Below are 26,902 nucleotides of genomic sequence, written 5' to 3' on the forward strand. Positions count from 1 at the left end.
AAAAAAAATAAATAAAATGAAAAAAAGAGTTTTACTACTAAGCTTAGCCGCTATGATGGCCACGACATTTACGGTAACATCGTGCTCAAGTGATGATTTCGGAACCTCCACTACTCAAACCGGGGTTTTAACATTATCTTTCTCGGGTGAAAATATTTCATCTTATACAAGTTTAGATCTTGAGATCAAAGAAGTAAATACAGGAGCCGTAAAAAGAGAAAATATTAAAAATCTTAGTTCCTACTCTCTTCCTTTACCATATGGTTCTTATAAAATTACGGTAAACGGTGCTGTGATCTCCGGCAACGAAGAAGTATCGGTGGGTGCTATGGCACAGACTGATATTGCCCTGCCTGCAACCAATCTTAATATTCCTCTGATCATCAAGAAATTCCACGATGACTTTATCATTGAAGAAGTTTTCTTTACAGGAATTAAAACGGCTGACGGGAAAAACTACAATTCAGGGCGTTATTTTAAATTAACCAATAATACCAAAGAGGTACTGTACGCTGACAAACTGATCCTCGGACAGTCTGAATTCCTTACTACAGAGGATAAAAACCCAACTCCATACAATGCGAACCTGTCATTCCCTGTAAAAGCGGTGATGGTACTTCCCGGTTCAGGTACTGAATATCCTGTACAGCCCGGAGATTTCATCGTTATTGCAGATAACGCCATCAATCACAAGGCACAGACGAGTACCGCGTATGACCTTCATAATGCCAACTTTGAGTATCCTTCTACTAACCCGGCATTAGGACAGGTAGATAACCCTTCTGTTCCGAATGCAAAAGTGATCTACTCACAGATGAATTTCAATATGTTCTTCTTACATGACCGTGGTTTTGAAAGTTATGTAATCGCCCGTTTCCCGTTCGGTGAGACTGAAGACAGCTTCTTACAGAAAAATAAATACGATTATACTTACCAAAACAGCGCTGGTGGAGTGACTTCAAAAAGTGCTTACTCTATTCCAAACTCATGGATTATTGACGGAGTAAACAACAGTGTTTCCGCAAAATTTGCCCACACCCTTACTTCTGCAAGCATCGATGGTGGATGGACTTCCGTAGGAACGATTGATAAAGATCCTACCCGTTTCGGAAAATCGGTAAGACGTAAGGTAACCGGGCAGATGTCTAACGGTAAAAACCTTTACATGGATACCAACAATTCCACGAATGACTTTGTGAAGGATTCTCAACCAAGTTTAAGAGACGGTATCGTTCACTAAGACACCGTCTGATATTAACAGCTAATTATGTTATATACCAAAACATCTTTCTGCCTTTTATTGATCGGGATTTCTTTTAATATGAAGGCTCAGGACAGTCTCAACCTTTTTAAAACCCTCAGTAACCAGTACAGTCAGGAGAGAGCTTTTAGAAATAATTACTACTGTAACCCGGCATCAATGTCGGGTTACAGTTCCTCCTCATTCTCAGAATTCGGGGTCGGTTACCACGACAATAAGGATAAAGCTTACCGCCAGCAGCTTGGAAACGGCAGTAAAGGACTAACAGTAGAAGCCCAATCTTTTCAAAAGCTGAAACCTAACCGTTTTGTCTGGGGAAGTGCAAAGTATCAAAATTTAAAAACAGGTTCTGTAAAATGGAACGAAACTTTAGATTACGAACGCATCGCTCCTTACATTACCGCAGATTCCGTAGGAGGAAAATTAAATCTTGAACGCTATCAGTTTGCCGGTGGCTACCTGCAGAACATGAACAGATGGACTGTGGCCGGGCAGGTAAGTTACTCAGCACAGATGGGCTACCGCTCAAAAGATCCGCGAATGAAAAGCACGACTTCTGATCTCCGGGTGAATGCCGGAGTGAACTACAGAGTGTTCAGAGAATATGAAGTAGGCGTTTTCGGTGAATTCAACAAATACACTCAAAACAATTCCATCCAGTTTCAAAGCCTGCTGGGAAGGCCTTATGTATACCTGATGTCAGGATTTGGCTTTTCCAATTACCTTTTTAATGGCGGAACCCGTCCTGCCAATACGTACGAAGAATTTGCCTATAAAGGAGGAATCCAAATTTCTAATAAACAGGGGAAAGATTTTTATCTTCAGGCTGCTGTGGGAAGATCCAATAATATTAAAGGGTATAGTGAAAACAACAGCTATTTTGACCTTTCTGATCTGAAAAATGAAACCTTTGAACTGGAAGGAGCCAAACTTTTCAACGTTGCAGAAAAGCACAGACTGGGAGTATCAGCCGGATATTCGGCATCCCGGAAAACAGGATCTGAATATGGTTACTCTATGAATACGGCTGCACTGAGCCAACTCTTCAAAAGAGAAGCTTACCGCAGAGAAAATTATACAGCCTCTGTCAAAGGTTTTTATCAGTATAATCAGGATACTTTTACCATCACGGCAATTCCTTTCTTTGGATATGAGGAGATCAAGGAACGCAGACTTTATCCGAATTCCGGGCAGAAGTTTGTATATTCCTATTTCGGGATCAATGCGGATTACCGTCAACAGATCAGTAACAGCCAGGTACTTACTTTCCAACCTTATTTCAATAAAAGGGCTGTCAATAAATCCATCAATGCTCTGAGTACAGCAGGAAATGCTGCCGTTGACGAATGGGTACTTCAGGATTATCTGTTCCAGGCCAGTGACATCAATACTTTCGGAACGGTGCTGAGATATGATTTCAAACTGGAAAAGCTGCCTGCCTTCTTTGTAAGCGCACAGTATCAGACGCAGAAAATCCAGAAAAAAAATAATAATTTTGCAGGCGCAAGTATAGGGATAACGTTTTAAGACATGAAAAGAGGAATATTCGGAGCTTTAGGAATCGTTGTATTTATTTTATTAAGCTTTACCCCAAAAGTAGGTCAGGACCTGATGGAAGTTCAGGACCCTACGATTGAGGATATTGTAAAAAGCTATAAAAAAGCGATTTCGGAATGGCCGAAACCCACCATCGATTACGGAGTGAAATGGAAAGAGTTTGCTCCTATTCAATTTGATTCCGCTTATTTTGCAGATCAGGATAAACCGGGCGTCATTTTAGGGAAAATGCTGTTCTTTGATCCTAAATTATCCCAATCCAATCAAATTTCATGCAGCTCCTGCCACGACCCGGAAATGGGCTGGTCAGACCGAAGACGTGTCGCTCTGGGAAATAATCACCTCCTGGGAAACAGAAATACCATGTCGCTTTATAATATTGCGGAAAGACAATCGTTTTTCTGGGACGGAAGAGCCAAAACCCTTGAAGAGCAGGCTTCCGGACCTCTTGCCGCTCATCATGAAATGGCCATGGATGTAAAAACCCTTCCTGCCAAGATTCAAGCTGTAAAAGGTTACACCCAGCTTTTCAAAAATGCTTATGGTGATGATAAAGTAACCTATGACAGAATTGTAAAAGCCATTGCAGATTTCCAGAAGACCATCAAAAGCCAGCCGAGCCGTTTCGATAAATTCCTGGAAGGCAAACACAATGCATTAACTGATGAAGAGATCTATGGGATGCATGTTTTCCGGACTAAAGCAAGATGTATGAACTGCCACAACGGTCAGTACCTTACCGACGAATCTTTCCACAATATCGGACTGACCTATTACAAAAGAAGATACGAAGATCTGGGTCTGTATAATGTGACTAAAAAGCCTGAGGACATTGGTAAATTTAAAACCCCTCAGCTGAGAGATCTTCTGCTTACCCAGCCGTGGATGCATAACGGTCTCTTCGGTGACCTGGAAGGTGTGGTGAACATCTATGACAGCGGAATGCACATGATGGACCCTACTCCTGAAAAGAAACAGCTGGACCCGAATTACCCTTCAGCAGACCCTTTACTAAAACCTTTAAAATTAACCCCTCAGGAAAAAAAGGGCCTCGTTGCTTTCCTTGAGTCCCTTTCCGGAACAAAATTTAAAATGAGAAGACCGGAATTCCCTGTGGAATAAATTTTAACAAATATAATTGAAGAAAGTCTGGGGTAACTCCGGACTTTTTTGTTTGATAAATCTATTCGGGGTTTTTAAATTTTGAAAGATGTTTAACTTCTTCATTAATTTATTTCTTTTGGTAAGGTTAATAAGGATTTCAAATCTGCGTAATGTGCAAAATTTGCAAGAGAAAAAAATATCCACACAGATCTGTGTTATCTGAGCAATCTGTGGAAAATCTTTTTAACTACAACAGGTACAAAAGTTTTATTGCCACGGATACAATAATAAATTTGTGCATTAGTGGCATAAAAAATTGATCATAAAAAGCTTAGCAAAGAATAAATTTCGAGACAACAAATTAAAGTAAATAAAAGAGTAAACTTAGAGTCAGATCTCCAACTTATGATGAAAAAACATTATTTTCGTTAAAAAATAACACAGTATATGAAAATAGCAATTCTGGGCGCCGGAAACATGGGGCTTTCCTTTTCGAAATCGTTTTTGAAATATGAGCTTATCAAACCTGAAAATCTTCACCTGATTACAAGAAGCCAGTCTAAAATTCAAAAAATAGCTGAAGAATTTCCAAAATCACAAATCTCCACCTTTGACGAAACTTTGGAGCTGGATGCCGACCTTGTTATTATCGCCGTAAAACCTCAGGATTTTCAATATACCACTGAAAACATCAGGTTTTCATTAAAGGAGAATCAGATGGTTCTTTCCATTATGGCCGGAATTACCATTGAAAAAATTCAAAACCTGCTGAATCACAAGCTAGTCGTAAGAGCTATGCCCAACTCTCCTACCCTTCTGGGCATGGGAATTACAGGATATACTGCTGCGGAAGGTATTTCTTTCAGCCAGCTTATCAATATTGAAAGACTGTTGAACAGCACCGGAAGATCTGTCTATCTGGAAAACGAAGACCTATTGAACGGGGTTACTGCCCTTTCCGGAAGCGGCCCTGCCTATTTTTATTATATCATTGATGCTATGATCAAAGCCGGTGTGGAAATGGGCATTGATGAAAACCTTTCCAAACTTTTCGTGAAACAAACCATGCTTGGAGCCTATCATCTGATCAACAATTCAGAAAAAAGCCTGGAGGAACTGATTAAAGATGTCGCATCCAAAGGTGGAACTACTGAAGCTGCCCTCAAAACATTTGAAGAAAACAGCTTTAAAGAGATCTTAAAAAACGGAATTTTAAATGCTGAGAAACGCTCTAAAGAACTAAACGGATAAACTTCCGTTCTAAAAAACGGCGAAACTGCCATCCGAGAAAAACACCGAAAGTATTCAGAATAATATCATCTACCTCAAAGATTCCCATTCGGGTAAAATACTGCATTGCTTCTACAATCACAATAGAGGAGATAAAGGTATACAACAGAGGTTTCAGATTCATCAGTTTCGGAAAAATCCAGCCCAGAAAGCCAAAAGGAATAAACATAATCACATTTCCTAAAACAATCATCACGGTATTCGTCCATACAATATTATCCCGGATAAACCACAATGTAGAAAAAACAGGTTCTATCCGGATCTGGTTATCCTCATACTGAAACCTGCCCATTCCCAGGAACATTAGATACAGCAATATAAGGGTGTAAGGAACAATTACAATTTTATATAATTTCTTTAACATCAGTTGCAAATTTATTCATTTCAAAAACATTAAATTTGTGTGTTAAATTAATTTAATGAAATACGTTCTACTTACGCTCATTTCAGCGATGCTCCTGTCCGTTTCGTGGCCAACTTACGGTGTTCCGTTTTTTATATTTTTTGCCCTTGTTCCGCTCCTGATGATGGAACACGGAATTTCCAAATTCTCCTCTTACAAAAGAAAAAGCTGGATGGTCTTCGGACTTTCTTACTTATGTTTTGTGATCTGGAATGTGGTAACAACAGGATGGCTGTACGGATCAAAGAACCCGGATGGAAGCCACTCACTGATGGCTGTTCTGTTTCCTGTTCTTGTCAACTCTTTTTTATATTCACTGGTATTTCAGTGCTATCACTGGTACAAAAATGCTCAGGGAACGTATTGGGGATTAGGATTCCTGATCGCGATCTGGATGAGCTTTGAAAAATTCCACCTGAACTGGGAGCTTACCTGGCCATGGCTGAACTTAGGAAACGTATTTGCTGAATACCCGAAACTGATCCAATGGTATGACACGTTGGGTGCCACCGGAGGAAGTTTCTGGATCCTGCTGATTAATGTACTGATCTTCTATACTCTAAGAACCTGGGAAGCCGGAAGAAAGAGAAAAGATCTTATCCGAAATTCTTCTATTGTAGCGGGACTGATCGTTCTCCCAATGATCATCTCCCTGATGAAATACAAAAACTTTGATGAAAAACCTTCAGGACAAGTGAATGTGCTAATGCTGCAACCTGATCTTGATCCTTACGCTGAAAAATATTCAAAAGACAGCATTACCATCCAGAATGATCTGCTGACCTTAGCTGAAAATAATTCAAAAGGAAAAATCGATTATTATATTGCTCCGGAAACAGCTCTTCCTGGAAGAGGATCCATTTCTGAGACCGCTTTTGAAAAGAGCGTGCTTTTAAATAACCTTAAAGGATTTTTAACTTTACATCCGGGAGCGGTTTTTGCCACCGGAATTTCATCGCACCGTTTTTATACTGAAAAAGAAAACATTCCGAAAGAAGCCTACCAGATCAATCAGGGCTTATGGGTGGAAAGTTATAACACAGCAGTACAGCTTGCTCCGCAGCAGAAAATCCAGGTGTATCACAAAGGGAAATTGGTTCCGGGAGTTGAAATTTTCCCTTATATGAGTGTTTTGAAGCCACTTTTAGGTGATGCGATGCTTAATCTCGGCGGAACTGTTGCCTCTCTCGGTACAGATAAAGAAAGAATGGCCTTTACCAACCCTTACAACAAAGGAAGAATGGCGCCGATCATCTGCTACGAAAGTATCTATGGTGAATTTACAACCGATTACGTAAAAAAAGGAGCCAATTTCTTAGGCATCATGACCAACGACTCATGGTGGGGCGTTACCGAAGGACACAAACAGCTTCTATCTTATGCCAGGCTGAGAGCTATTGAAACCAGAAGAGAGATTGCCCGTGCGGCTAATAGTGGTATTTCTGCCCACATCGATGCGAGAGGAGAAGTTACAGCTGATACTTTTTATGGAGATCAGACTACATTATTTGCCAAAGTCAATCTGTATGATACCATGACGTTCTATACCAGAGCTGGAGATCTGCTTTCAAGATTCTCCATCTTTGCTTTAGGATTTTTATTATTCTATTTTCTGATTGAAAAATTTAGAAACAGAACGAAGAAATAAAGTACGATTTTACTTTAAGCAACCTTAATGGGAAAATTTTGGAAAACGCAATAGGCGCAAGGGCTTAGGCCATTACAATGCTTTTAAGACGCAAGAAAACCAAAGATTTTCAGCTATTTACAAAATCAAATATCTGTGTAATCAGTGCGATCTGTGGGAAATTATTTTAACCACAACGAGACACAAAAGATTTTGACACTTTAGATTTAGGTATAAATACTTTACGCATTAAGATAAAGGTCTACGATTTTCATGTATTCAGCAGTGTAAAATTTTATCGGAGATAAAATCCTTGCGACTTTTTATACAGCTTATAAAGTAATTCTTGCGACCTTGCGCATCCCAACAAAAAAACTTTGGCATCTGCGAAATCAGTGCGATCTGTGGGAAACCGGTTTATAAAAAAAGAAAAGCCAGCTGGACGTCTGGCTTTTCTCATGATAGAATGATTCAGTTTACTTAATAATAAGTTTTTGAATGATTATTTCGTTTTTAATTTTTAATTGTAAAATATAAGTTCCTTTTGGAAGATGCGAAACAGTAATGGTCTGGTCCTGCTCCAAAGCAACATTCAGTTTTTTCCCATCCATTGAATACATTCCAGCCTCCGAAACTTTTTCACCTTTGATAAATACCTTATCTGATGCCGGATTAGGATAAACAGAGATCTGATTTCCGGTTTTCACTTCATGTGTTGCCAGTGTTCCCTGAACCGAAGAATCAGAATAAGCTTTGGAAGCGTCAATGGATCTTACACTCCAGTAAACATTCTGAACAGAAGAATCAAGATCCAGAAACCATGAAGGTGTTGTTACCATATATTTGGCAATATCTGCGGTTCCCGGTGCAGAACCTACCTTAATTTCATAGCGCAATGCACTCACAGGGGTTTTATCATCCGTGGCGCCATTCCATGAAAAATGGAAGCGGTTGCCATTTTTTGTAAGATTAAGGTTTGCAGGAGGTGTGGGTTTCTGGTTCACTTCCGTGGAAGTGTTTCTGAAAATTTTGGTAAGTGAAGGATAGCCTGAATCTGCCCAATCAAATCCGGCCAATAAAACATCCAGACGGTGGTCATTGTCAAAATCAAGTAAATTTACAAAACCAGCACCGCCTAAATAGTGCAAACCTGTAGGTATATTTTCAATAAATTCCTGATTGGAAGGATTGAATAAAAAAGTTTTTACCACAGCATTGGTATCTTCGTCATTTCCTGAAATAATAAAATCATAGAAGCCATCATTATTCAGATCTCCAACACTTATGGATGCATCTGCAATTTCTGGAGTATTGATCAACTGCTCAGTAAGGTGGCCGGTTCCGTCATTCATCAGAACGGCAAAATAAGGAGCATCATTCTGATCGGTTCCGGAAACCACAATATCCTGATAGCCATCTGCATTGAAGTCAGCAAAATCAAGTTTTCCGCTGGATAGAGCGGTAAAATCCTGTTTAAGTTCCAGGGTTCCTCCTTCATTTAAATAGACTTTAAACAATGGAGCACTTCCTGTATTTGTTCCTAAAATAACAAGATCCAGAAGATGATCATTGTTAAGATCTACCATTTTAAAGCTGCCATTCTGCGTTCCTTCCATCCAGCCTTTTGTCGGTTCAAAGCCATTTCCCGTATTCCGGTAATAATCAAGATCGTTGATAAATCCTGTTCCTTCAACATATTGTGTTCCGTTGATCGCATAGTCCTGTTTTCCGTCATGATCAAAATCAAATACTTCCATAGAACCATAAATCTTTCCGGGAAATTCAGTTTCTTTTACTAATCCGTTTCCTGTATTTTTAAATCTGTAATGCTTGTAATTGACTACATCCATATAACTCAAACCGGTAGAAATAATATCCAGCAACCCGTCATTATCAAAATCAATAAACTTAATATCTCCAAGATGCGTTCCGTTACTTCCAACATTTGCATAAGGCAATAATGATGTTCCGTTGTTCTTATAAATTTCATTATAAGAAACATCAGCCTGCCCGTCGCCATCTACATCTATAGCTCCATTGATCACAACATCAGGCTTACCATCATTGTTCATATCTGCCACATCTGCTGATCCATAGTAAAAGTTCTTCATACCTGTCTGAATTTCAGCATAATTCTGCGCCATAATCCCTACCGGAAGCAACGATAAAAGAATACAAATCTTCTTCATATTATTTTTATTTAGATTAATTAAAAACAAAGATAAAACATTTGAAACAGCTTCTCTGAGTAGGATAACATGAAATATATCACCATTATTGGGCTGAGTATCTCAAAATTTCGGATATTTTAAAAATCAAATTATTAATCAGCCAGTTATTTGCAAATATTTTCCAAAAGATTTGTCTATCTAAAAAATTCTTCGTTATTTTGCACTCTCAAATATTATACAAATAAGAACATCGAGATATGTCAAGAATTTGCCAAATAACAGGAAAGCGTGCAATGGTTGGTAACAACGTTTCTCACGCTAATAACAAAACGAAGCGTCGTTTTGAAATTAACTTATTAGAGAAGAAGTTTTACCTTCCGGAGCAGGATAAGCACGTTACACTGAAAGTATCAGCTCATGGATTGAGAGTGATTAACAAGATTGGAATCGAGGAAGCTATTGAAAGAGCTACTAGAAACGGATTGATTAAAAAAAATTAATAAATCATGGCAAAAAAAGGAAATAGAGTTCAAGTAATCCTTGAATGTACAGAGCACAAAGAGAGCGGTATGCCAGGAATGTCTAGATACATTTCTACAAAAAATAAAAAGAACACAACAGAGAGATTGGAATTGAAAAAATACAATCCTGTTCTTAAGAGATCTACCCTTCATAAAGAAATCAAGTAATTTATAAATAATAACTTACCATGGCAAAGAAAGTAGTAGCAACCCTACAAACTGGGTCTAAAAAAATGACTAAAGTGGTGAAAATGGTTAAGTCTTCTAAATCAGGAGCTTACGTTTTCGAAGAAAAAGTAATGAATGCTGATGAAGTAGATGGTTATTTGAAAAAATAATCCATACTTTATTTACAATATAAAAAAACTACTCATATTTTGGGTAGTTTTTTTGTTATCTTTGTTCACCGGATTATTAATCAGTAAACTATGAAAAAGATTCTTGTTCTGGTATTCACAGCAGTTTCTCTATTTTCATTCAGCCAGAAAACAACGGTTCAAACAGAATATAAAAGTTCGTCAAAAGTTTTCAGCATAAAAGGAGTATCGCAGGCAGTAAGTGTAGACTGTGGAAATTCAAGAATGGTTCTTTTATCCGGCCAGGTTCCACTGGATGCAGAAGGCAGTCTTGTGGGAAATAATATAGAAAAACAGACAGAGCAGGTTTTCAAAAATATAGAGAATATCCTGAAAGAGTATGGAGGTAGTGGGAAAGACATCATAAAATTAGGAATCTTCATTAAAGATATATCCAAAATATCAGACTTCAGAAAGGTTCGAGATTTATATATCAATACCCAAAATCCTCCGGTAAGCAGTCTTATAGAAGTAAGCCGCCTTTTCAGAGATGATATACTGATAGAAGTAGAAGCCACAGCTGTTGTTAAAAACAAATAAGAATAAACTATGAGTTGGTTTAAAAATATATTCAAGAAAGAAGAAAAAGAAACCCTAGACAAAGGATTGGAAAAATCCAGCCAGGGCTTCTTTGAAAAAATGACGAAGGCCGTAGTCGGTAAAAGCAAAGTAGATGATGAAGTACTGGATGACCTGGAAGAGGTACTGATTGCATCCGATGTAGGCGCCTCAACCACTATTAAGATTATCGAGCGAATTGAAGAGCGTGTAGCCCGCGATAAGTACGTTGGGGTAAACGAACTGGATACCATCCTTCGTGAGGAGATCTCAGGACTTCTGCTTGAAAATCCTCATGCCGGAACCGGAAATATTGACACCTCAAAAAAACCTTACGTTATCATGGTTGTAGGGGTAAACGGTGTAGGAAAAACAACAACCATCGGTAAGCTTGCCCATCAGTTCAAATCTGAAGGAAAGAAAGTAGTTCTTGGAGCTGCAGATACCTTCAGAGCCGCGGCTGTAGACCAGCTAACCATCTGGAGCGAAAGAGTGGGAGTTCCTATCGTTAAACAGAATATGGGATCAGATCCGGCTTCTGTAGCTTTCGACACAGTACAGAGTGCTGTTGCCCAGGATGCAGATGTTGTCATTATTGATACAGCGGGAAGACTTCATAATAAAATCAACCTGATGAATGAGCTTTCCAAGATCAAAAGAGTGATGCAAAAGGTAATCCCTGACGCTCCTCACGAGATCCTACTGGTTCTTGACGGTTCTACCGGACAGAATGCTTTTGAGCAGGCCAAACAGTTTACAGCAGCCACAGAAGTAAATGCCTTAGCCGTTACCAAATTGGATGGTACAGCAAAAGGCGGCGTTGTGATTGGAATATCAGATCAGTTCCAGATCCCGGTAAAATATATTGGTGTAGGCGAAAAAATGCAGGACCTGCAACTTTTCAATGGTACGGAATTTGTTGACTCATTTTTCAAGAAAAGATGATTTTAATCATGTTTTCCCTTAACTTAGCAAACAGATCAATTAAATATTAACAATTAAAAAATTTGCAACTATGGGAATTTTAACATGGATCTTATTCGGTCTTATTGCAGGAGCAATCGCTAAAATGATTATGCCTGGCACACAGGGAGGCGGATGGCTTATTACTATTATTTTAGGAATTCTGGGAGCATTCATTGGCGGTGCGATAGGAGTTTATGTTCTGCACTGGGGAGACGTTACTTCCTTCTGGAATCCACGCAGCTGGATCCTTTCCATCGGGGGTGCTTTAATCATTCTCTGGATTTACGGAATGGCCACTAAGAAAAGCTAACCATTCAATACAAAATAAAATCCCGGATCTGAATTTCAGGTCCGGGATTTTTTGTACAATATAATTTAGTTAGTTGATTTTAATCTGGTAAGGCATTTCCATTTTTACCTCAGACTGTAATTTTTTATCAGTGATCTGCTGAAGAATTTCATAATTGGCCTTTCCAATTTTATTTTTAATGACTCTTGCAGAAATCTCATCTTCATTCAGGTCTTTGAAGATCTGCTCAAACGGAGACATCTTTTTAGGATAAGAGGTTACATGATAGGAGGATTTCAAGCCTGCTTTCTGTGCTGCAAATTTCACGGCATCATTTAATGTTCCCAAATCATCTACAAGCCCAATCTGTTTAGCACGGGTTCCACTCCATACTCTACCCCCTCCTACACTGTCGATCTGCTCGAAAGTCTGTTTTCTGTTTTGCGTAACAAAGTGAACAAATCTTTTATAAGTTCCTTCCACACTTCTGGTGATCAGGCTTACTCCATACGGAGAAACTCCGTTCAATGCCGAATAATACTGTGAATTGGCATTGGTAGCAACAATATCTGAACGGATTCCGTTTTTATTGGCAATATCCTTATAATAAGGAATCACTCCGAAAACGCCGATAGATCCTGTAAGTGTATTCGGCTCAGAATAGATCTTATCTGCAGCCATCGCAATATAATATCCTCCTGAAGCCGCATAGTCCCCGAAAGAAACCACTAAAGGTTTTTTCTTTTTCAGCTGCTGAAGTTCAAACAGGATCTCATCTGAAGCATTTGCACTTCCTCCGGGCGAATTGATTCTGAAAACAACGGCCTTCACTTTATCATCATTCTGAAGATCTTTGATGTATTTAACGTATTTCTCAGAGAAAATTTCGTTATATCCATCTCCGTTATTGATCGCTCCTGAAGCATACAGTACAGCCACTTTTTCCCCGGATTTATCTTCATCTGCGTAAGAGCTGATATAATTCGCTACTGAAATCTTGTTCAGCTTTTCTTTTTCTTTCAGGCTCAGCTTAGATTTGATCATTTCATCATATTCTGTTTTCTGGATCAGTTTATCAGCAAGCTTATATTTCAATCCTAATTCCGGGATCATTCCATATAAACTGTCAACAACCATTCTGAACTGGGTAGTATCAATTTTTCTTGAAACAGCAATTTTAGTGGAAGTATTTTTCCAGATATCATTCAAAAGTGTACTCAGCTGTTCTTTATTCTCCGGAGAAATATCATTTCTCAGGAAAGGTTCTACCGCAGACTTGAATTTCCCATGACGGATCACTTCAATTCCTATACCGTATTTTTCAGCGAAATCCTTAAAGAACGTCACTTCAGTAGCAAGCCCTTTTAATTCAATCATCCCTGATGGATTAAGGTAGTATTGGTCCGCAACTGATCCTAAATAATAAGAAGATTGTGAAACAGCATTTCCATAAGCATATACAAATTTTCCGCTCTTTTTAAAATCTTCAATAGCATTTCGGATATCATCAAGCTGGGTAATTCCTGCATTCAGATAATCTGCCTCAATACTTATACCTTTAATGTTATCATCAGTCTTTGCCTTGTTTATCGCTTCCAGCACATCATACAGAAGAATGTTTTTGTTTTTGTCACTGATATTAAATAAACTCACATTTTCCTCAGTTGGGCTATCAATAATAGCAGTCTTCAGGTTAATCGTAAGAACAGAGTTCTTCTTTACCACTACCGATTTTTCACTACCCATCGAGCTAAACACAAGCATCATGATGAAAAAGACAAAAAACACAGCACATAATAGGACAATTGCCACTATATTTGCCAAGACATTTTTAAAGAAACTTCTCATAAATCAATCAATTTTCCAATATGTCGCAACATAAGGTCGTTTTGTTACTCGGAAGTAACCTTGGAGATTCAAAAAAAAATATAGAGCGCGCTCTCGAGAAAATAAGTGAAGGAGGAAATGAAATTTCACAAGTAAGCGAGTTTTTGACATCCGAACCTGTGGAATTTGTCAGTTCCAATATTTTTTGTAATATTGCATCAATAATATTCACACGTCTTTCACCTATTCAACTGCTTGATTTTGTTAAGAATATTGAAGTTGAAATGGGGAGAATTAATGATTCAAAATCATCTGGAGGCTATAGTGATAGAATTATAGATATTGACATCATTAAATATAATGAATTGAATTTCAGATCAGAAAGATTAGAAATTCCCCACAAAAAACATCTTTTTGAAAGGGATTTTTCTAAAATATTATTGAAGGATTTTATCTAAATAAAACATAAAACATATAGTATGAAATTAGGTTTATTATTATTGGCCACACTTCCTATCGCAGCTTTTGCTCAGGAAGGTACTACAGTAAGCTCGTCTACCGAGTATCCTAATACTTTTTCCTCAGGTTCCGCTAATGTAAAACCATTTGATAATAAGTCCAGACGTTTCAACGACTGGTCTGTTTCTGTTGGGGGAGGTGCCGCATTTATGGTTCATTCTGATCTCAGATCTTTTTATGACAAAAAGACAAACTGGGGTTATAATGCCTATGTAAGTGTGGATAAGCAAATCACCCATGTGTTTGGAGTAAGCCTTATTTATCAAAGAGGTGAGACCAAGCAGAAAGCCATGTTAGATGGTGCTGCAGGTATTGCAGCAGGCGTAGGTACTGCAACGACAAAGTATAATCAGGTAGCCTTAATGGGAGATGTCAACTTATCCAATTTATTAAGAAGAGTAGACAACCATTCTCCTTACAGATGGGCTTTCCATGGATATGCTGGACTTGGATTCCAGGGGTACAAAACATCCCTGCATGACAATGACGAGTTCAGATGGAGCAATACTCCAAAAAGAGTCCCTTTATTCATTGAACAGGATTTCGCTATCAATTCGTTATTCTATCAGTTCGGATTAGGACTGAAGTATAAAGTTTCCAAGCTTATTGATATTGAGGCCAGAACCATGTACATCATCAGTGGTGATGATGAATTTGACGGTGGCGGATGGGCAGATCCAGGTGATTACGACACCTCTAAGCCGGGAGCAAAGTATAACATGATCAGCAGCTCAAGATCAGATAATGCATGGACAGTGAATTTAGGAGTTTCTTTCAAAATCGGAAAACATCCTTCTCATTTGGCATGGCATGACCCACTTCAGGAAGCTTATTACAGAGCTAACGTTCTGGAAAATGCAACCACCGATTTCGTAGTATGTGAAAAAGGAGATGCTGATAATGACGGGGTTTGTGATGATTGGGACAGACAGTTAGATACTCCTGCAGGAGCAAGAGTAGATGGCGCCGGTGTAGCTCTTGATATGGATCTTGACGGCGTAATTGATCTTTACGACAAGTGTGTAACGGTTCCGGGACCTGTTGAAAATAACGGATGCCCAACTAACAAGTAAGCCACTTACTTTATACAATGAAATCATTTAATTAACTAAATAAAAAATACACTATGAAATTAAGTTTAGCAGTTGTTGCATTAGCACTGGCAATCCCTACCGCCAGTTATGCACAAGACTCAACAGCAGTTTCAACCGGACAATATCCAAATACTTTTTCTTCCGGCTCTGCTAACGTTTCCCCATTTACCAATCAGTCTAAAAGATTCAATGACTGGTCTATTTCAGCGGGTGTTGGGGTGCCATTAATTCAATCAGCAGATTTAACGTCTATCAAAAACGGTAACGGTAAAAATCTTTTTGGATACTCAGCATATTTAAGTATTGACAAAGCTATTACTCATGCTTTTGGTTTAAAACTACAATATGACAGAGGAGAAACAAGACAAGGATGGTTCAATACCAAAGATGCAGCACCTAATGACCCTACAGCTGTAGGAGCAAGAACTCAATATGATGCGATCTCTTTATTAGGAGATATCAACTTCTCTAACCTTTTGAGAAGAGTGGATAATCATTCTCCTTTCAGATGGGCATTACATGGATATGCAGGTATCGGTACTATTGCATACAGAGCCTATCAGAAAGATATGAAAGGACAAAGACTTGCTACAGAAGTTAAGCCTTTCAAACTGGGATCTATGTTTATGCAGGCTGGTGCCGGTTTAAAATACAAAGTGAACAGAAGAATTGATATTGAAGGTAGACTAATGTATGTAGTAACCGGAGATGATGAATTCGATGGTGGAGGTGACAAATACAGCGCAATCAACAAGCGTGAAGAGCAGGTATCTGACAACTTCTTCAATGCAACTTTAGGGGTTTCATTGAAATTAGGAAAACACGAATCTCACGTAATGTGGCATGACCCGCTTCAGGAAATCTATTACAAACTTGATGTTTTGGCTAACAAAGACCAGGATATTGAAGTATGTAAGAAAGGAGATGCTGATAATGACGGTGTTTGCGACGATTGGGACAGACAGCTTGACACTCCTGCAGGAGCAAGAGTGGATGGTGCCGGTGTAGCTCTTGATACTGACCTTGATGGTGTAATTGACCTTTACGATAAGTGTGTAACGGTTCCTGGCCCTGTTGAAAACAACGGATGTCCTACAACTCCAGCTCCAACAACCGGACCTGTAGTAGAAACAGAAACTAAACTGGAAGGAATTGAATTTGATCTGAACTCTGACAGAATTCTGCCGTCAAATACTCCAATCCTGAATAATGCGGTTAATTATATTAACTCTTCAAGCGGTTCTTACAGTGTAGTTGGAGCAACTGATACAAGAGGTACAGATGCTTACAACCAAAAACTTTCTGAAAGAAGAGCCAATAACGTTAAGAATTATCTGATCAAAAACGGTGTTCAGTCTGGTAAGATCAACGCAGTTGGTAAAGGTGAAAAAGACCTTAAATACCCGGAATGTGAACCTGCTACTAAGTGCCCTGAATGGAAAAACAGAGCCAACAGAAGAGTTTACTTTGAAGCTAAATAATAAACTTTTAGTAAATATATCAAAGCCGTGCCATGCACGGCTTTTTTTGTTGTAATACTTTCCTTAATTTTACCCTATGATTTCTCAGCAGGATTTTCAAAAATTAAAGTATGATACCCTAAAATATTTTTGGGGCTATGACGATTTCAGAGATTCACAGGAAGACATCATAGATTCGGTTATCAATGAGAAAGACAATCTTGTATTACTGCCTACGGGTGCAGGAAAATCACTTTGCTACCAGCTTCCTGCTCTATTAAAAGAAGGAACCTGTCTCGTGATTTCACCATTGCTGGCCCTGATGAAAGATCAGGTCAACCAGCTTAAATTTCGGGGAATTGAGGCTGAGTATCTTTCTTCTGAACTTGATGAATATGATGCCGAAACCATCTATGACCGTTGCAGAGACGGCCTTACAAAACTCCTTTATATATCCCCTGAAAGACTTACCAACAGCCAGTTTCGTCAGAATATTGAAGATATCCAGCTTTCTTTTATTGCAGTAGATGAAGCTCACTGTATTTCAGAATGGGGGCAGGATTTCAGACCCAGCTATCAGAATATAAAAGAGTTCAGAAAAAATTATCCTGAAATTCCATGTCTGGCCTTAACCGCTACGGCTACTCCCAAAGTTCTCGAAGAAATTAAAATCAAGCTTGAACTTAGAAAGCCTGTAGTTTTCCAGAAAAGTTTCAAGAGAGACAATATCAGAATCCTTACAGAAGAAGTCGCCGATAAATTCCAGCGTGTCTTTGATATTTTAAAATATACCCAGGATTCAGGGATTGTTTATGTTAGAACCAGAAAGGAAGCAGAACTGCTGGCCGAATTTTTGAAAAAAAACCAGATGAAAAATGTAGATTTTTTTCATGCAGGTTTAACGACAAAAGAAAAAAACACCCGACAGGCGATCTGGAACAAGAGTGACAACTATGTCCTCATATCCACCAATGCTTTCGGGATGGGAATTGATAAAGACAACGTTCGATTTGTCATTCACTACTCTCCTGCTCCTTCTCTTGAAAATTATTATCAGGAGATCGGAAGATCAGGAAGAGATGGTAAGGAAAGTTTTGCCTTTATGCTTTGGAATCAGCAGGAACTTATGAATTTTGATGACATTCTCAAAAATCAGATTCCCAACAAAGCTGAATTCCTGAAAATTATCAGCTACCTCTACTCTATTTTTCAGGTTGCAGAACATGAACTTCCGGAAAAGGTTTTCCAGCTTAATAGCCAGGGAATACAAAACTTCACCAGACTTTCCAGAGCAAAGATCAATAATGTGCTCAATTTTCTGCATAATCAGGAAATTATTTATTATAACGACAACAAAAGCCTCTCTTCTCTCGAACTTCTCATCAAACCCGATGAGATTGATCAGCTGGTACAAAAGGATGCTTATTTCGTTGAATTGATGCTGCGTACCATTTCGGGGATTACCACGCATAAAGTAATGTTCAGCGAGCAACAGGTAAGCAATAAAATAGGAACGGCTGTCCCCCTCATCAAAGAACGTCTGAAAGAACTTCAGCAGAAAAATTATCTGGAATATGTAGACGGCGCTCTCTCCAGTATAAAATTCCTTAAACCACGTGATGAAAGAGCGGTAAATGGCGCCTATTGGAAGCTTTTTGAGCATATTCAAAAAAACAAAATCCAGAAATGGGAAGAGATGAAGTTCTATGTTCAAAACAGCAGCCATTGCAAAATGAAACTTATCCTTACTTATTTTGGAGAAAAGAACGCCAAAAACTGCGGTCAGTGCTCTGTTTGTGAGAAGAATAAGCAGTCGATCTTCGGAAAAAACATTTCCCAGCAGATTATCAGTCTTCTGGCTAAAAAACCGTCAACCATTGAAGAACTCTCCATTCAGCTGAGCTATCATTCTAAAAATAATATTCTGGAAAATCTTATCTTCCTTCTGGATTCAGGAAAAGTAAGAATGTTGAATTTCAGGACATACGCGCTGAGTAATGAGTAATGAATGATAAGTAATGCTGTAATTGAGAATAAAGGAGGCAGACTTTCAATTATAAGATCAACTTTAAACTTTGAACATTAAACTCTCAGCCTTGAACCCTGAAATTTCGCTCATCATTCTCAATCCGTTCCATGCAGTACCCTGCAACTCTCGCCCCAAACTCTTATCTTTGCACTATGAAATCATTGAAAGTTGTTTTTTTAGGAACTCCTGAGTTTGCTAAAACATCGCTGGAAGCGATCCACCTCTCGAATCACAAAGTTGTAGGCGTTGTAACCGTTGCAGATAAAGCCAGTGGCCGCGGGCAGAAAATAAGCCAGTCCCCTGTAAAAGTATTTGCTGCAGAAAATAATATTCCCGTTTTCCAACCTGAAAAGCTAAGAAATCCTGAATTCCTGGAAGAACTGAGAAAGCTGGATGCTGATGTTTTTGTAGTGGTAGCCTTCAGAATGATGCCTAAAATTCTTTTTGAAATGCCCAAAATGGGGACATTCAATCTTCATGCTTCCCTACTTCCTGATTACAGAGGTGCGGCACCCATTAATTATGCCGTGATTAATGGTGAAGAGAAAACCGGAGCAACCACTTTCTTCATCAATGAAAAAATAGATGAAGGGAATATTCTTCTTCAGGAGGAACTTGAAATTCTTTTGGATGAAAATGCAGGAAGCCTCCATGACCGTTTAATGATCATGGGTTCCGGGCTTGTTGTAAAAACTTTGGATGGCCTTGCAGAAAATACTATCAACGAAAAGCCGCAGCCCAATACAGAACATCCTAAAAATGCGTATAAAATCTTTAAAGAAGATACCCGCATTAACTGGAATTCACCGTCAAAAACAGTTCATCAGTTTATTCTTGGAATGTCTCCCTATCCTGCGGCATTTACCACTTTAAAAATCGGTGAAGAAGAAAAAGGATTAAAAATATTTGCCGGAAAATTTGAGATTACAGATCATGTAAAACCTGCCGGAACTCTTGATATTTCAAAAAATGAGTTTAAAATTTACACACAAGATGGTGTTTATTTTCCACAGGAATTACAGCTTGAAGGTAAAAAGAGAATGACTGTGAAAGATTTTCTTAATGGTTTCAGAAACTTTGATGAAATAAGTTTGTAAATAAAAAGGGAGATGGATGATGGAAATCATTTTTCCCATTATATAAAACAAAAGCCGGTTCTTTTTTAAGATTCGGCTTTTTCAATTCTTATTCACAATTTTTCTGCGGATTCTGCTGATAAACTCCGGAGTTACGCCCAGATAGGCGGCAATCTGTATATTGGTCAGACGGTGAGCAATCCGTGGATAATCTCTAAGAAAATCCTGATAGCGTTCTTCTGAAGGTTTATTTAAATTATCGATGATCCGACGCTGAAGTGCAATAATAGACATCTGAAATTTGAGTCTCATCAATCTTTCAATTTCTGGAAGTTCCAGATAAAGTCTTTCTTTGTCCTCTTTGGAAATTAGCAGAATCTCACTGTCTTCAATCGCCTGAATATTGAGCTGTGAAGGAATCTGATTGATAAAACTGTCCATGTCCGAAAGCCACCAGTCTTCTATTCCGAAATGCAGAATCTGCTCATCTGCATTATTATTCGTACGGAATACTTTAAAGCATCCTTTCAAAACGAATCCTTCATGAGCGCAGACGTCGCCTTCTTTCAAAAGAAATTCTTTTTTATTAATCTTTCGCAGTATGAAAGCACTGCAATATTTTTCCAGTTTTTCCTCCGAAATCCCTATGTATTTCCTGATGTGTTCTTTTAAAGGCCCCGTCATGGTTTAAAAATAAAAAAAGGTTTAGAAAAATCCTAAACCTTATCGTTTTATTTATCTCAACTTATCTATTTTTTTCTTGATTATTATTGCCAACTGCTCCTTTCCCATCAAATTAAGAAAAAACAAACAGAATCCGTAATAAAAAAATAATCCCAGACAAAAGAAAAGAAAGCTATTTAAATCATGAATATGTTCAGATAATGGCCAAAATAACTTAACACCATAAATTATTGCTATGAAAATAATAATAAAGTAACTTCTGATCATCATAATCTGAGTTTTGCTAAGATTTACATACAGCTTTCCTTCCTCGTCTTCTTTTAAAAAACTGATTATACGATACAGCTGTTTATCCGTCACATTACCGCCTAGTCTGTTTTTAAGTTCCTGTATTTTCATAGCGAAACGAACACTCACATTTTTTCCGGTTACCAATATCAATTGATTCTCAATAGTAAGTTCTCTAAAAGGAGCAGGAAGATCATTTTCTTTGATCATTTTAAAAATCTTATCGTTATAGTCCGTTTCTTTTTCCTTTTTGTTAACCGACATTGAAAACATTCTGTCTAAAGAATTCATCAGAATTTCAAAAATTTCTTTTTTCATAGTAATATATTTTAAATAATTAAGTGTTTTCTAAGTTAGAACAAAAAACTTTTCAAAACCAAAACCAACTAAAAATCAATCAATTAAAATACAATCAAGAATATTTTCAATACAAAACAACAAACACACACAAATTTCATAAAACAAAAAAAATGACTTGATTTTTTCAAGTCATTTTTTCATCAAACAAGTTCAATAACAAAAATTCACAGCAAAGCTGATTCACTATTGACCATTCACTTATTATTACAGTTGAACCAATTCAGTCACCTCCACATCATAACCTCCAACCTGAGGTTTGATATTTGGGTTCTGAGTGATTACTTTAAATTTATTAATTCCGAGATTTTTCAGAATCTGCGTCCCGATTCCGTAATCTCTGTAATTGTACGCTAAAGTAGGATGCTGCTCCTGCCCGTCCTGATAGTTCAGGAACTGCTGAAGCTTTCTCAGTGTATTTTCAGAGTTGGAAACGTTATTGATGAAGATAATTGCTCCTTTTCCGGCTTCATTTACCATGTTGGTCACTTTTTCCAGTAAAGGTTTTTCACCGTTATTCAGTCTGGTCAGAACATCAAAATAAGAATCAGAAGACTGAACTCTTACCAAAACAGGCTCATCAACGGTCCATGCCCCTTTTGTTAGAGCAAAATGGATCTGATCGTTTGAAGTTTCCCTGAAAGCAAAGAAATCATAATCTCCGTAAGCCGTTTTTACTTTTCTTTCTTCCAGTCTTTCGATCAGGTTTCCTTTTTTAAGCTGATAATGAATCAGGTCTTCAATGGAAACAATTTTCATATCGTGTTTCTGTGCAAAAGCATAAAGATCCGGTAAACGTGACATGGTTCCGTCATCATTCATGATCTCACAGATCACTCCTCCTTCTTTCAATCCTGCAAGATGGGTTAAATCAATCGCAGCTTCAGTATGTCCTGCTCTTTTTAAAACACCTCCTTTTCTCGCACGTAACGGGAAAATATGTCCCGGTCTCATAAAGTCTGTAGGTTTAGACTTTTCGTCCATCAGAGCTAAAATAGTTTTGGCTCTGTCTCCTGCAGAAATCCCTGTAGAAGTTCCGTTTCCAAGAAGGTCAACTGATACGGTAAAAGCAGTTTCTTTAGGATCGCTGCTTCTGCTTACCATTACTTCAAGTCCTAATTCGTCGCATCTTTTTTCAGGAAGCGGCATACAGATTAGCCCTCTTCCGTGAAATGCCATAAAATTGATAATTTCCGGCGTTGTAAGTTCCGCCGCACAGAGAAAATCTCCTTCATTCTCTCTGTCTTCATCATCTACTACTATGATTATTTTACCATTTTTAAGGTCTTCAATAGCCTCTGGGATAGTATTTAATTTAATCTCAGACATGTTTACTTTTTATTTGTGCAAAGATACTCATAAAAATAAGCATCTGCCAATTAATATGGATGGTTTGTTACGCTTTGGATAATGAGTTTGCCGCCTCTCTGAAAATTTCATAAGATCTCAGTCTTTTCTGATGATCGTAAATATGAGAGTTAATAATCAGCTCATCTACATTGAATTTTTCCTGAAAATCTATAAGTTTTTTTTCAATTTCAGCCTGGTCCCCGATAAAGGTATATCTGAGTTTCTGAAGCACCATTGATTTTTCCATTGGTGACCATATTTCATCCATATCATCCACCGGCGGAGCAAAAGGTTTTCTGTCATTTCTCACAATGTTGATGAATGCCTGGAATAAGGTAGTTGAAATTTTATGGGCCTCTTCTGAAGTTTCTGCCGCCACACCATTAACGCATGCCATGATATAGGGTTTATCCAGTTGTTTTGAAGGCTGGAAATGTTCTCTGTAAATTTTAAATGCCATTTCCATTTGTTCCGGAGCAAAATGTCCCGCAAAAGCATAAGGCAGTCCTAATTCTGCGGCCAGCCATGCACTGTCTGTACTTGATCCCAGCATATAAAGTGGAATATCAAGTCCTTCTCCCGGAATCGCGCGAACCATCGCATCAGAATTTTCTTCAGAAAAATACCGTTGCAGCTCCAGAATCTGTCTTGGAAACTGTTCGTTAATAATGGCCGGGTTTCTTCCCAATGCCTGAGCGGTAAGCCCATCTGTTCCCGGTGCTCTTCCCAGTCCCAGGTCGATTCTTCCCGGAAAAAGAGACTCCAGGGTTCCGAACTGTTCGGCAATGATCAGTGAACTGTGGTTCGGAAGCATGACTCCTCCGGATCCTACTCTTATTGTTTTTGTTCCGTTGGCAATAAAACCAATCAGAACAGAAGTGGCTGAACTGGCAATACTTTCCATATTATGGTGTTCCGCAAGCCAGAATCTTTTATAGTGCAAACTTTCAGTATGATTTGCTAAAGACAAACTGTCCTGAAAGGTATCATGAATGCTTTTCCCCTGCTTTACCGGTGCAAGGTCTAAAACAGAAATTTCAAAATTTTTCATATTTTAAATTTTAGGTTTAAAACCAAACAAATTTAAAGCATAAAAACTGCATTAGTTACTTTTTGTAATTAATAAAACCGATCGATCACTTCAGTGAAAAACTATTGGAAAAATAGTTTTAGTTTCAAACTTTTATTTAAAGTAAAAATGCTTTATTAGCATTAATCATATATGAAACAAATGATTCCGGACTTGCTGACTAAATTCAAGACTTTTGCTAAAATATAAAACCCCTGTAAACTATGAAATCCAAAATATAACATATTAATTATAAAAAGTAACTTATATAATTATTCAGTTCAGGAAAAAATTATTGAATTCAATTTTGTAAATCAATTAAGTTTTTATTTGTAAACTCGTCAAAATACCTGAATTTTGTCATCTAATAACCAAACTGAAAACTATATGCAGAAAATAGTCCTCATCCTCATTTCATTTTTATTGATAAGCTGTTCTTTCAATCAGACTTTTTCAAACAGAGAATCTGATAAAAAGGATGCAGAGAAGATCTCAGAAAAATTCTATTGGGAAGAAAAATATGGCGGAAATCTAGACACTATTTATAATCTGTTCGGCGATAAATTCTTTGAAGTAACAGACAAAGAAAAATTGCTTAAGATCATCAATGCCTCTCAAAACGATATAGGACGGGTTGAAGAATATAATTTGGTAAAGTGGGAAACTTTGATTGTAAAAGGTTCTAATCCCAAAAGTGTATATATGCTGGCATATGAGGTTAAAAGAGGGACAAGCAAAACAGAAGAAATATTTTCTATGGAGAAAGACAAAAACGGAGATATTAAGATCGTAGGATACAGGGTCAATCAGGATCTTCTGACTAAATAAAAAACAGGCTGTTTCAATAATGAAACAGCCTGTTTTTTTTTATTGTTAAGCTTTATTTTTATCCTTCAGAAAATTATAATGATTAATCAGAATCCTGATCTCATTAAATTCAAAACTGCTCGGAAGTGCATTTTTCCAGTCACTCAGTGTTTCGTGAGGGTTTTTGTAAAATTCCGTTTCAAAAGCTTTGATTTTGTCTGAAGTAATTACTCTGGCAATATCCAGTAATCCCTGCTCGGCAAATTTAGCAAGATGTCCGATGACCGTTTCTTTTACCAGTCCTCTTTCCAGTGCAATTTCACCAATGGTTTTCCCCTGCTCAAATAACTGGAAGGTAAGAACCTGAGAAGGAACTTTAGCAATTTTCATGCTTATCTCCTTATCATTTTTTTCATCTAAAAGTTTAGTTTCCAGCAGGTAGGCTTCTTTCAGGCTGTTGAGATATTCCTCAATATCTTCCAGCCAGTTTCTGAATTCTTCGTTATACTGTTTCAGGCCTTTCGCCCCTTTGATTTCAGCATAAAATTCTTTCAGCGGATTAAAAACCTTATCACGGATCTCAACGAAAAAGAAGTTAACGGCTCCTTTCGTTTTATTTTCAATCTCAGACCATTCTTCTTTCTGCTCAATAAAATTGTTGACCTTCTGGGAAATCACTCTTTCCAGCTTTTCAAAAATTTTTCCGAGATTCACAATCTCATGTTTCAACTGAACATACAGCTGCTTGGTTTTAACGTGATCAATACTTTTTGTAGTAATAGAAAGCTGGTTCCAGTCTTCTACTTCCTTCAGAAACCACAGACAATTTACTGTACGAAGCACTTTTCTAATGCTGTAATCGTATTTTTCTTTATTCAGGATGGCTTCTACATTATCATTCGCAAGCGTATTCCCCTGAAACTGGAGAATTCTGTTATCTTTAAAAATAACATCAGGAGTAATCCTGGATTTTAAAACAATGCCTTCCAGGGTACGACATCTCGATAAAGCAACATATACCTGCCCTGCCGTAAAACTTTTCCCCGCATCAATGATCACCTTATCAAAAGTAAGTCCCTGACTTTTGTGAATCGTTACTGCCCAGGCCAGCTTGATCGGAAACTGCTCAAAGCTTCCCAATACTTCTTCCTGGATATTTTTTTCAGTATCGAGGAAATATTTTTTCTGTTCCCAGACTTCTCTTTTTACTGTAATTTCTCTTTCGCTGCCGTCCAGCACTACTTTAATTTCGTTTTCATCCAGTGCTGAAATTTCGCCCAGCTTTCCGTTAAAATATTTTTTCTCCCCGGAAATATCATTCCTGATGAACATCACCTGGGCACCGATCTTTAGTTCTAAAAACTGCTCGTTCGGATACTGGTTTTCTTTAAAATCACCAAAAAGTTTAGCTTCGTAGGTGTTGGGTGTTACTTTAATTTCAGCAAGCTTTTCCTGATTGATCTCATCCGCCATTTTATTATGCGAACACAGGTAAACGTAAGATTCGTTCCCCATGTCAAAATCGGGATCATATCTTTTGTTGAGAAGATCAAAATCTATATTGGCGGTATCTCCATCGCGGATAGCATTCAGAATTTCCAGGAAATCTTCATCGGATTGTCTGTATACTTTCGTTAATTCAATCGTTAGAAGAGGAATATCCTTCACTGCCAGGCTATCGAAAAAGAAAGGAGAATCATAGCATATCTTTAAAATATGTTCATCCCTTACCACTGGTGGCAGCTGATAAAGATCCCCTATGAACAGCATCTGAACCCCGCCGAACCGCTGATTATTTCGTCTGATGAAGCGCAGCGAAAAATCCATCATATCCAGAACATCGGCTCTGAGCATGGAAACCTCATCAATAATAAGAACCTCTATTTCTCTTAAAAGCTTAAGCTTATCCTTTCTGTACTTAAAATGGGGCATCAGATCGGCGATATTATTCGCTAAACTTCCGTCGATACGGTCCGTGGTTGGTAAAAAAGTTCTTAAAGGCAGCCCAAACATGGAATGAATGGTTACTCCTCCCGCATTAATGGCAGCAATTCCCGTAGGAGCCACTACAATATACTTCTTCTTCGTCCTTTTTACAAAATCATTGAGAAAGGTCGTTTTGCCGGTTCCTGCTTTCCCCGTAAGAAAAACACTTCTGTTGGTATGCTCTATTAAGTCAAAAAAATGATTGTTCATCGCTTCAAAAATACGGAAAATGAATTTGATTTTCTTACCTTGG

At 38.0% G+C, this 26,902-nt stretch carries 25 protein-coding genes; 17 read left to right on the top strand and 8 right to left on the bottom strand.

Going from position 1 to position 26,902, the window contains the following annotated elements; translation table 11 throughout:
• Positions 1 to 16: 16 nt before the first annotated feature.
• The 4 genes from FW768_RS10900 (at position 17) to proC (ending at position 5,173) form a co-directional block, all read left to right on the top strand.
• A complete protein-coding gene (locus FW768_RS10900) occupies positions 17 to 1,240 on the top strand; it encodes a DUF4876 domain-containing protein (protein WP_153395348.1) in 1,224 nt (407 codons plus the stop codon).
• A 27-nt stretch (positions 1,241 to 1,267) separates the two neighbouring features.
• Positions 1,268 to 2,788, top strand: a complete 1,521-nt coding sequence (locus tag FW768_RS10905) for a DUF6850 family outer membrane beta-barrel protein (RefSeq protein WP_153395350.1) — start codon at positions 1,268 to 1,270, stop codon at positions 2,786 to 2,788.
• Positions 2,789 to 2,872: 84 nt separating this feature from the next.
• Positions 2,873 to 3,940 carry a cytochrome-c peroxidase gene (locus tag FW768_RS10910; protein ID WP_394349974.1) on the top strand — a complete coding sequence of 356 codons (1,068 nt, stop codon included), beginning with the start codon at positions 2,873 to 2,875 and terminating at the stop codon, positions 3,938 to 3,940.
• A 429-nt stretch (positions 3,941 to 4,369) separates the two neighbouring features.
• A complete protein-coding gene (gene proC / locus FW768_RS10915) occupies positions 4,370 to 5,173 on the top strand; it encodes a pyrroline-5-carboxylate reductase (RefSeq protein ID WP_153395354.1) in 804 nt (267 codons plus the stop codon).
• On the opposite strand, the gene FW768_RS10920 is transcribed toward proC, so the two are convergent.
• On the bottom strand, positions 5,154 to 5,576 hold the full coding sequence (locus tag FW768_RS10920; RefSeq protein ID WP_153395355.1) for a VanZ family protein: 423 nt from the start codon (positions 5,574 to 5,576) through the stop codon (positions 5,154 to 5,156). The two genes, proC and FW768_RS10920, sit on opposite strands and share 20 nt — an antisense overlap.
• Positions 5,577 to 5,631: 55 nt before the next feature.
• Here FW768_RS10920 and lnt point away from each other — a divergent pair, with 55 nt between their 5' ends.
• A complete protein-coding gene (lnt, locus tag FW768_RS10925; protein ID WP_153395357.1) occupies positions 5,632 to 7,263 on the top strand; it encodes an apolipoprotein N-acyltransferase in 1,632 nt (543 codons plus the stop codon).
• Positions 7,264 to 7,718: 455 nt separating this feature from the next.
• Here lnt and FW768_RS10930 read toward each other — a convergent pair whose 3' ends face one another.
• On the bottom strand, positions 7,719 to 9,431 hold the full coding sequence (locus FW768_RS10930) for a T9SS type A sorting domain-containing protein (protein WP_185151967.1): 1,713 nt from the start codon (positions 9,429 to 9,431) through the stop codon (positions 7,719 to 7,721).
• 239 nt (positions 9,432 to 9,670) lie between these two features.
• Between FW768_RS10930 and rpmB the strand changes: the two genes are divergently transcribed.
• From rpmB to FW768_RS10960, 6 genes are all read left to right on the top strand, one after another.
• Complete coding sequence (gene rpmB / locus FW768_RS10935; RefSeq protein WP_002976757.1) at positions 9,671 to 9,913, top strand: 50S ribosomal protein L28; 243 nt, start codon at positions 9,671 to 9,673, stop codon at positions 9,911 to 9,913.
• Positions 9,914 to 9,919: 6 nt separating this feature from the next.
• Positions 9,920 to 10,102: a 50S ribosomal protein L33 gene (gene rpmG / locus FW768_RS10940; protein ID WP_027373683.1), complete on the top strand. Its 183-nt coding sequence runs from the start codon at positions 9,920 to 9,922 to the stop codon at positions 10,100 to 10,102.
• 20 nt (positions 10,103 to 10,122) lie between these two features.
• Entirely contained in the window at positions 10,123 to 10,272 is a 150-nt protein-coding gene (locus FW768_RS10945) for a DUF4295 family protein (RefSeq protein ID WP_065722020.1), read from the top strand.
• 90 nt (positions 10,273 to 10,362) lie between these two features.
• Positions 10,363 to 10,830, top strand: coding sequence for a RidA family protein (locus tag FW768_RS10950; RefSeq protein ID WP_153395359.1), 468 nt, complete (start codon positions 10,363 to 10,365; stop codon positions 10,828 to 10,830).
• A gap of 9 nt (positions 10,831 to 10,839) precedes the next feature.
• Entirely contained in the window at positions 10,840 to 11,793 is a 954-nt protein-coding gene (gene ftsY / locus FW768_RS10955) for a signal recognition particle-docking protein FtsY (protein ID WP_153395361.1), read from the top strand.
• Between the two features lie 70 nt (positions 11,794 to 11,863).
• The gene (locus FW768_RS10960) at positions 11,864 to 12,124 is read left to right on the top strand and encodes a GlsB/YeaQ/YmgE family stress response membrane protein (protein ID WP_047386491.1); all 261 of its coding nucleotides are present in this window, start codon (positions 11,864 to 11,866) and stop codon (positions 12,122 to 12,124) included.
• 69 nt (positions 12,125 to 12,193) lie between these two features.
• Here FW768_RS10960 and sppA read toward each other — a convergent pair whose 3' ends face one another.
• Positions 12,194 to 13,951 carry a signal peptide peptidase SppA gene (sppA, locus tag FW768_RS10965; RefSeq protein WP_153395363.1) on the bottom strand — a complete coding sequence of 586 codons (1,758 nt, stop codon included), beginning with the start codon at positions 13,949 to 13,951 and terminating at the stop codon, positions 12,194 to 12,196.
• A 20-nt stretch (positions 13,952 to 13,971) separates the two neighbouring features.
• Here sppA and folK point away from each other — a divergent pair, with 20 nt between their 5' ends.
• The 5 genes from folK to fmt all read left to right on the top strand — a co-directional run bounded on the left by folK (position 13,972) and on the right by fmt (position 20,129).
• On the top strand, positions 13,972 to 14,388 hold the full coding sequence (gene folK / locus FW768_RS10970) for a 2-amino-4-hydroxy-6-hydroxymethyldihydropteridine diphosphokinase (protein WP_153395364.1): 417 nt from the start codon (positions 13,972 to 13,974) through the stop codon (positions 14,386 to 14,388).
• 21 nt (positions 14,389 to 14,409) lie between these two features.
• Complete coding sequence (locus FW768_RS10975; RefSeq protein WP_153395366.1) at positions 14,410 to 15,522, top strand: outer membrane beta-barrel protein; 1,113 nt, start codon at positions 14,410 to 14,412, stop codon at positions 15,520 to 15,522.
• Positions 15,523 to 15,575: 53 nt separating this feature from the next.
• Complete coding sequence (locus FW768_RS10980) at positions 15,576 to 17,024, top strand: OmpA family protein (RefSeq protein ID WP_153395368.1); 1,449 nt, start codon at positions 15,576 to 15,578, stop codon at positions 17,022 to 17,024.
• A 76-nt stretch (positions 17,025 to 17,100) separates the two neighbouring features.
• On the top strand, positions 17,101 to 19,008 hold the full coding sequence (locus FW768_RS10985; protein ID WP_153395370.1) for a RecQ family ATP-dependent DNA helicase: 1,908 nt from the start codon (positions 17,101 to 17,103) through the stop codon (positions 19,006 to 19,008).
• 176 nt (positions 19,009 to 19,184) lie between these two features.
• Entirely contained in the window at positions 19,185 to 20,129 is a 945-nt protein-coding gene (fmt, locus tag FW768_RS10990; RefSeq protein WP_153395372.1) for a methionyl-tRNA formyltransferase, read from the top strand.
• A gap of 81 nt (positions 20,130 to 20,210) precedes the next feature.
• On the opposite strand, the gene FW768_RS10995 is transcribed toward fmt, so the two are convergent.
• The 4 genes from FW768_RS10995 to FW768_RS11010 all read right to left on the bottom strand — a co-directional run bounded on the left by FW768_RS10995 (position 20,211) and on the right by FW768_RS11010 (position 23,838).
• Positions 20,211 to 20,792 (bottom strand): Crp/Fnr family transcriptional regulator, encoded by a 582-nt coding sequence (locus FW768_RS10995; protein ID WP_153395374.1) that lies wholly within the window; start codon positions 20,790 to 20,792, stop codon positions 20,211 to 20,213.
• A 51-nt stretch (positions 20,793 to 20,843) separates the two neighbouring features.
• Positions 20,844 to 21,398, bottom strand: coding sequence for a hypothetical protein (locus FW768_RS11000; protein WP_153395376.1), 555 nt, complete (start codon positions 21,396 to 21,398; stop codon positions 20,844 to 20,846).
• Between the two features lie 246 nt (positions 21,399 to 21,644).
• Positions 21,645 to 22,766, bottom strand: coding sequence for a 3,4-dihydroxy-2-butanone-4-phosphate synthase (ribB, locus tag FW768_RS11005; protein WP_153395378.1), 1,122 nt, complete (start codon positions 22,764 to 22,766; stop codon positions 21,645 to 21,647).
• Positions 22,767 to 22,833: 67 nt separating this feature from the next.
• On the bottom strand, positions 22,834 to 23,838 hold the full coding sequence (locus FW768_RS11010; protein WP_153395380.1) for an LLM class flavin-dependent oxidoreductase: 1,005 nt from the start codon (positions 23,836 to 23,838) through the stop codon (positions 22,834 to 22,836).
• Between the two features lie 405 nt (positions 23,839 to 24,243).
• Here FW768_RS11010 and FW768_RS11015 point away from each other — a divergent pair, with 405 nt between their 5' ends.
• Positions 24,244 to 24,684, top strand: a complete 441-nt coding sequence (locus FW768_RS11015) for a hypothetical protein (RefSeq protein WP_153395382.1) — start codon at positions 24,244 to 24,246, stop codon at positions 24,682 to 24,684.
• 45 nt (positions 24,685 to 24,729) lie between these two features.
• Here FW768_RS11015 and FW768_RS11020 read toward each other — a convergent pair whose 3' ends face one another.
• Entirely contained in the window at positions 24,730 to 26,859 is a 2,130-nt protein-coding gene (locus tag FW768_RS11020) for a helix-turn-helix domain-containing protein (protein WP_153395384.1), read from the bottom strand.
• Positions 26,860 to 26,902 lie beyond the last annotated feature (43 nt).

The organism is Chryseobacterium vaccae (assembly GCF_009602705.1).
In the GTDB taxonomy this organism is placed as follows: domain Bacteria; phylum Bacteroidota; class Bacteroidia; order Flavobacteriales; family Weeksellaceae; genus Chryseobacterium; species Chryseobacterium vaccae.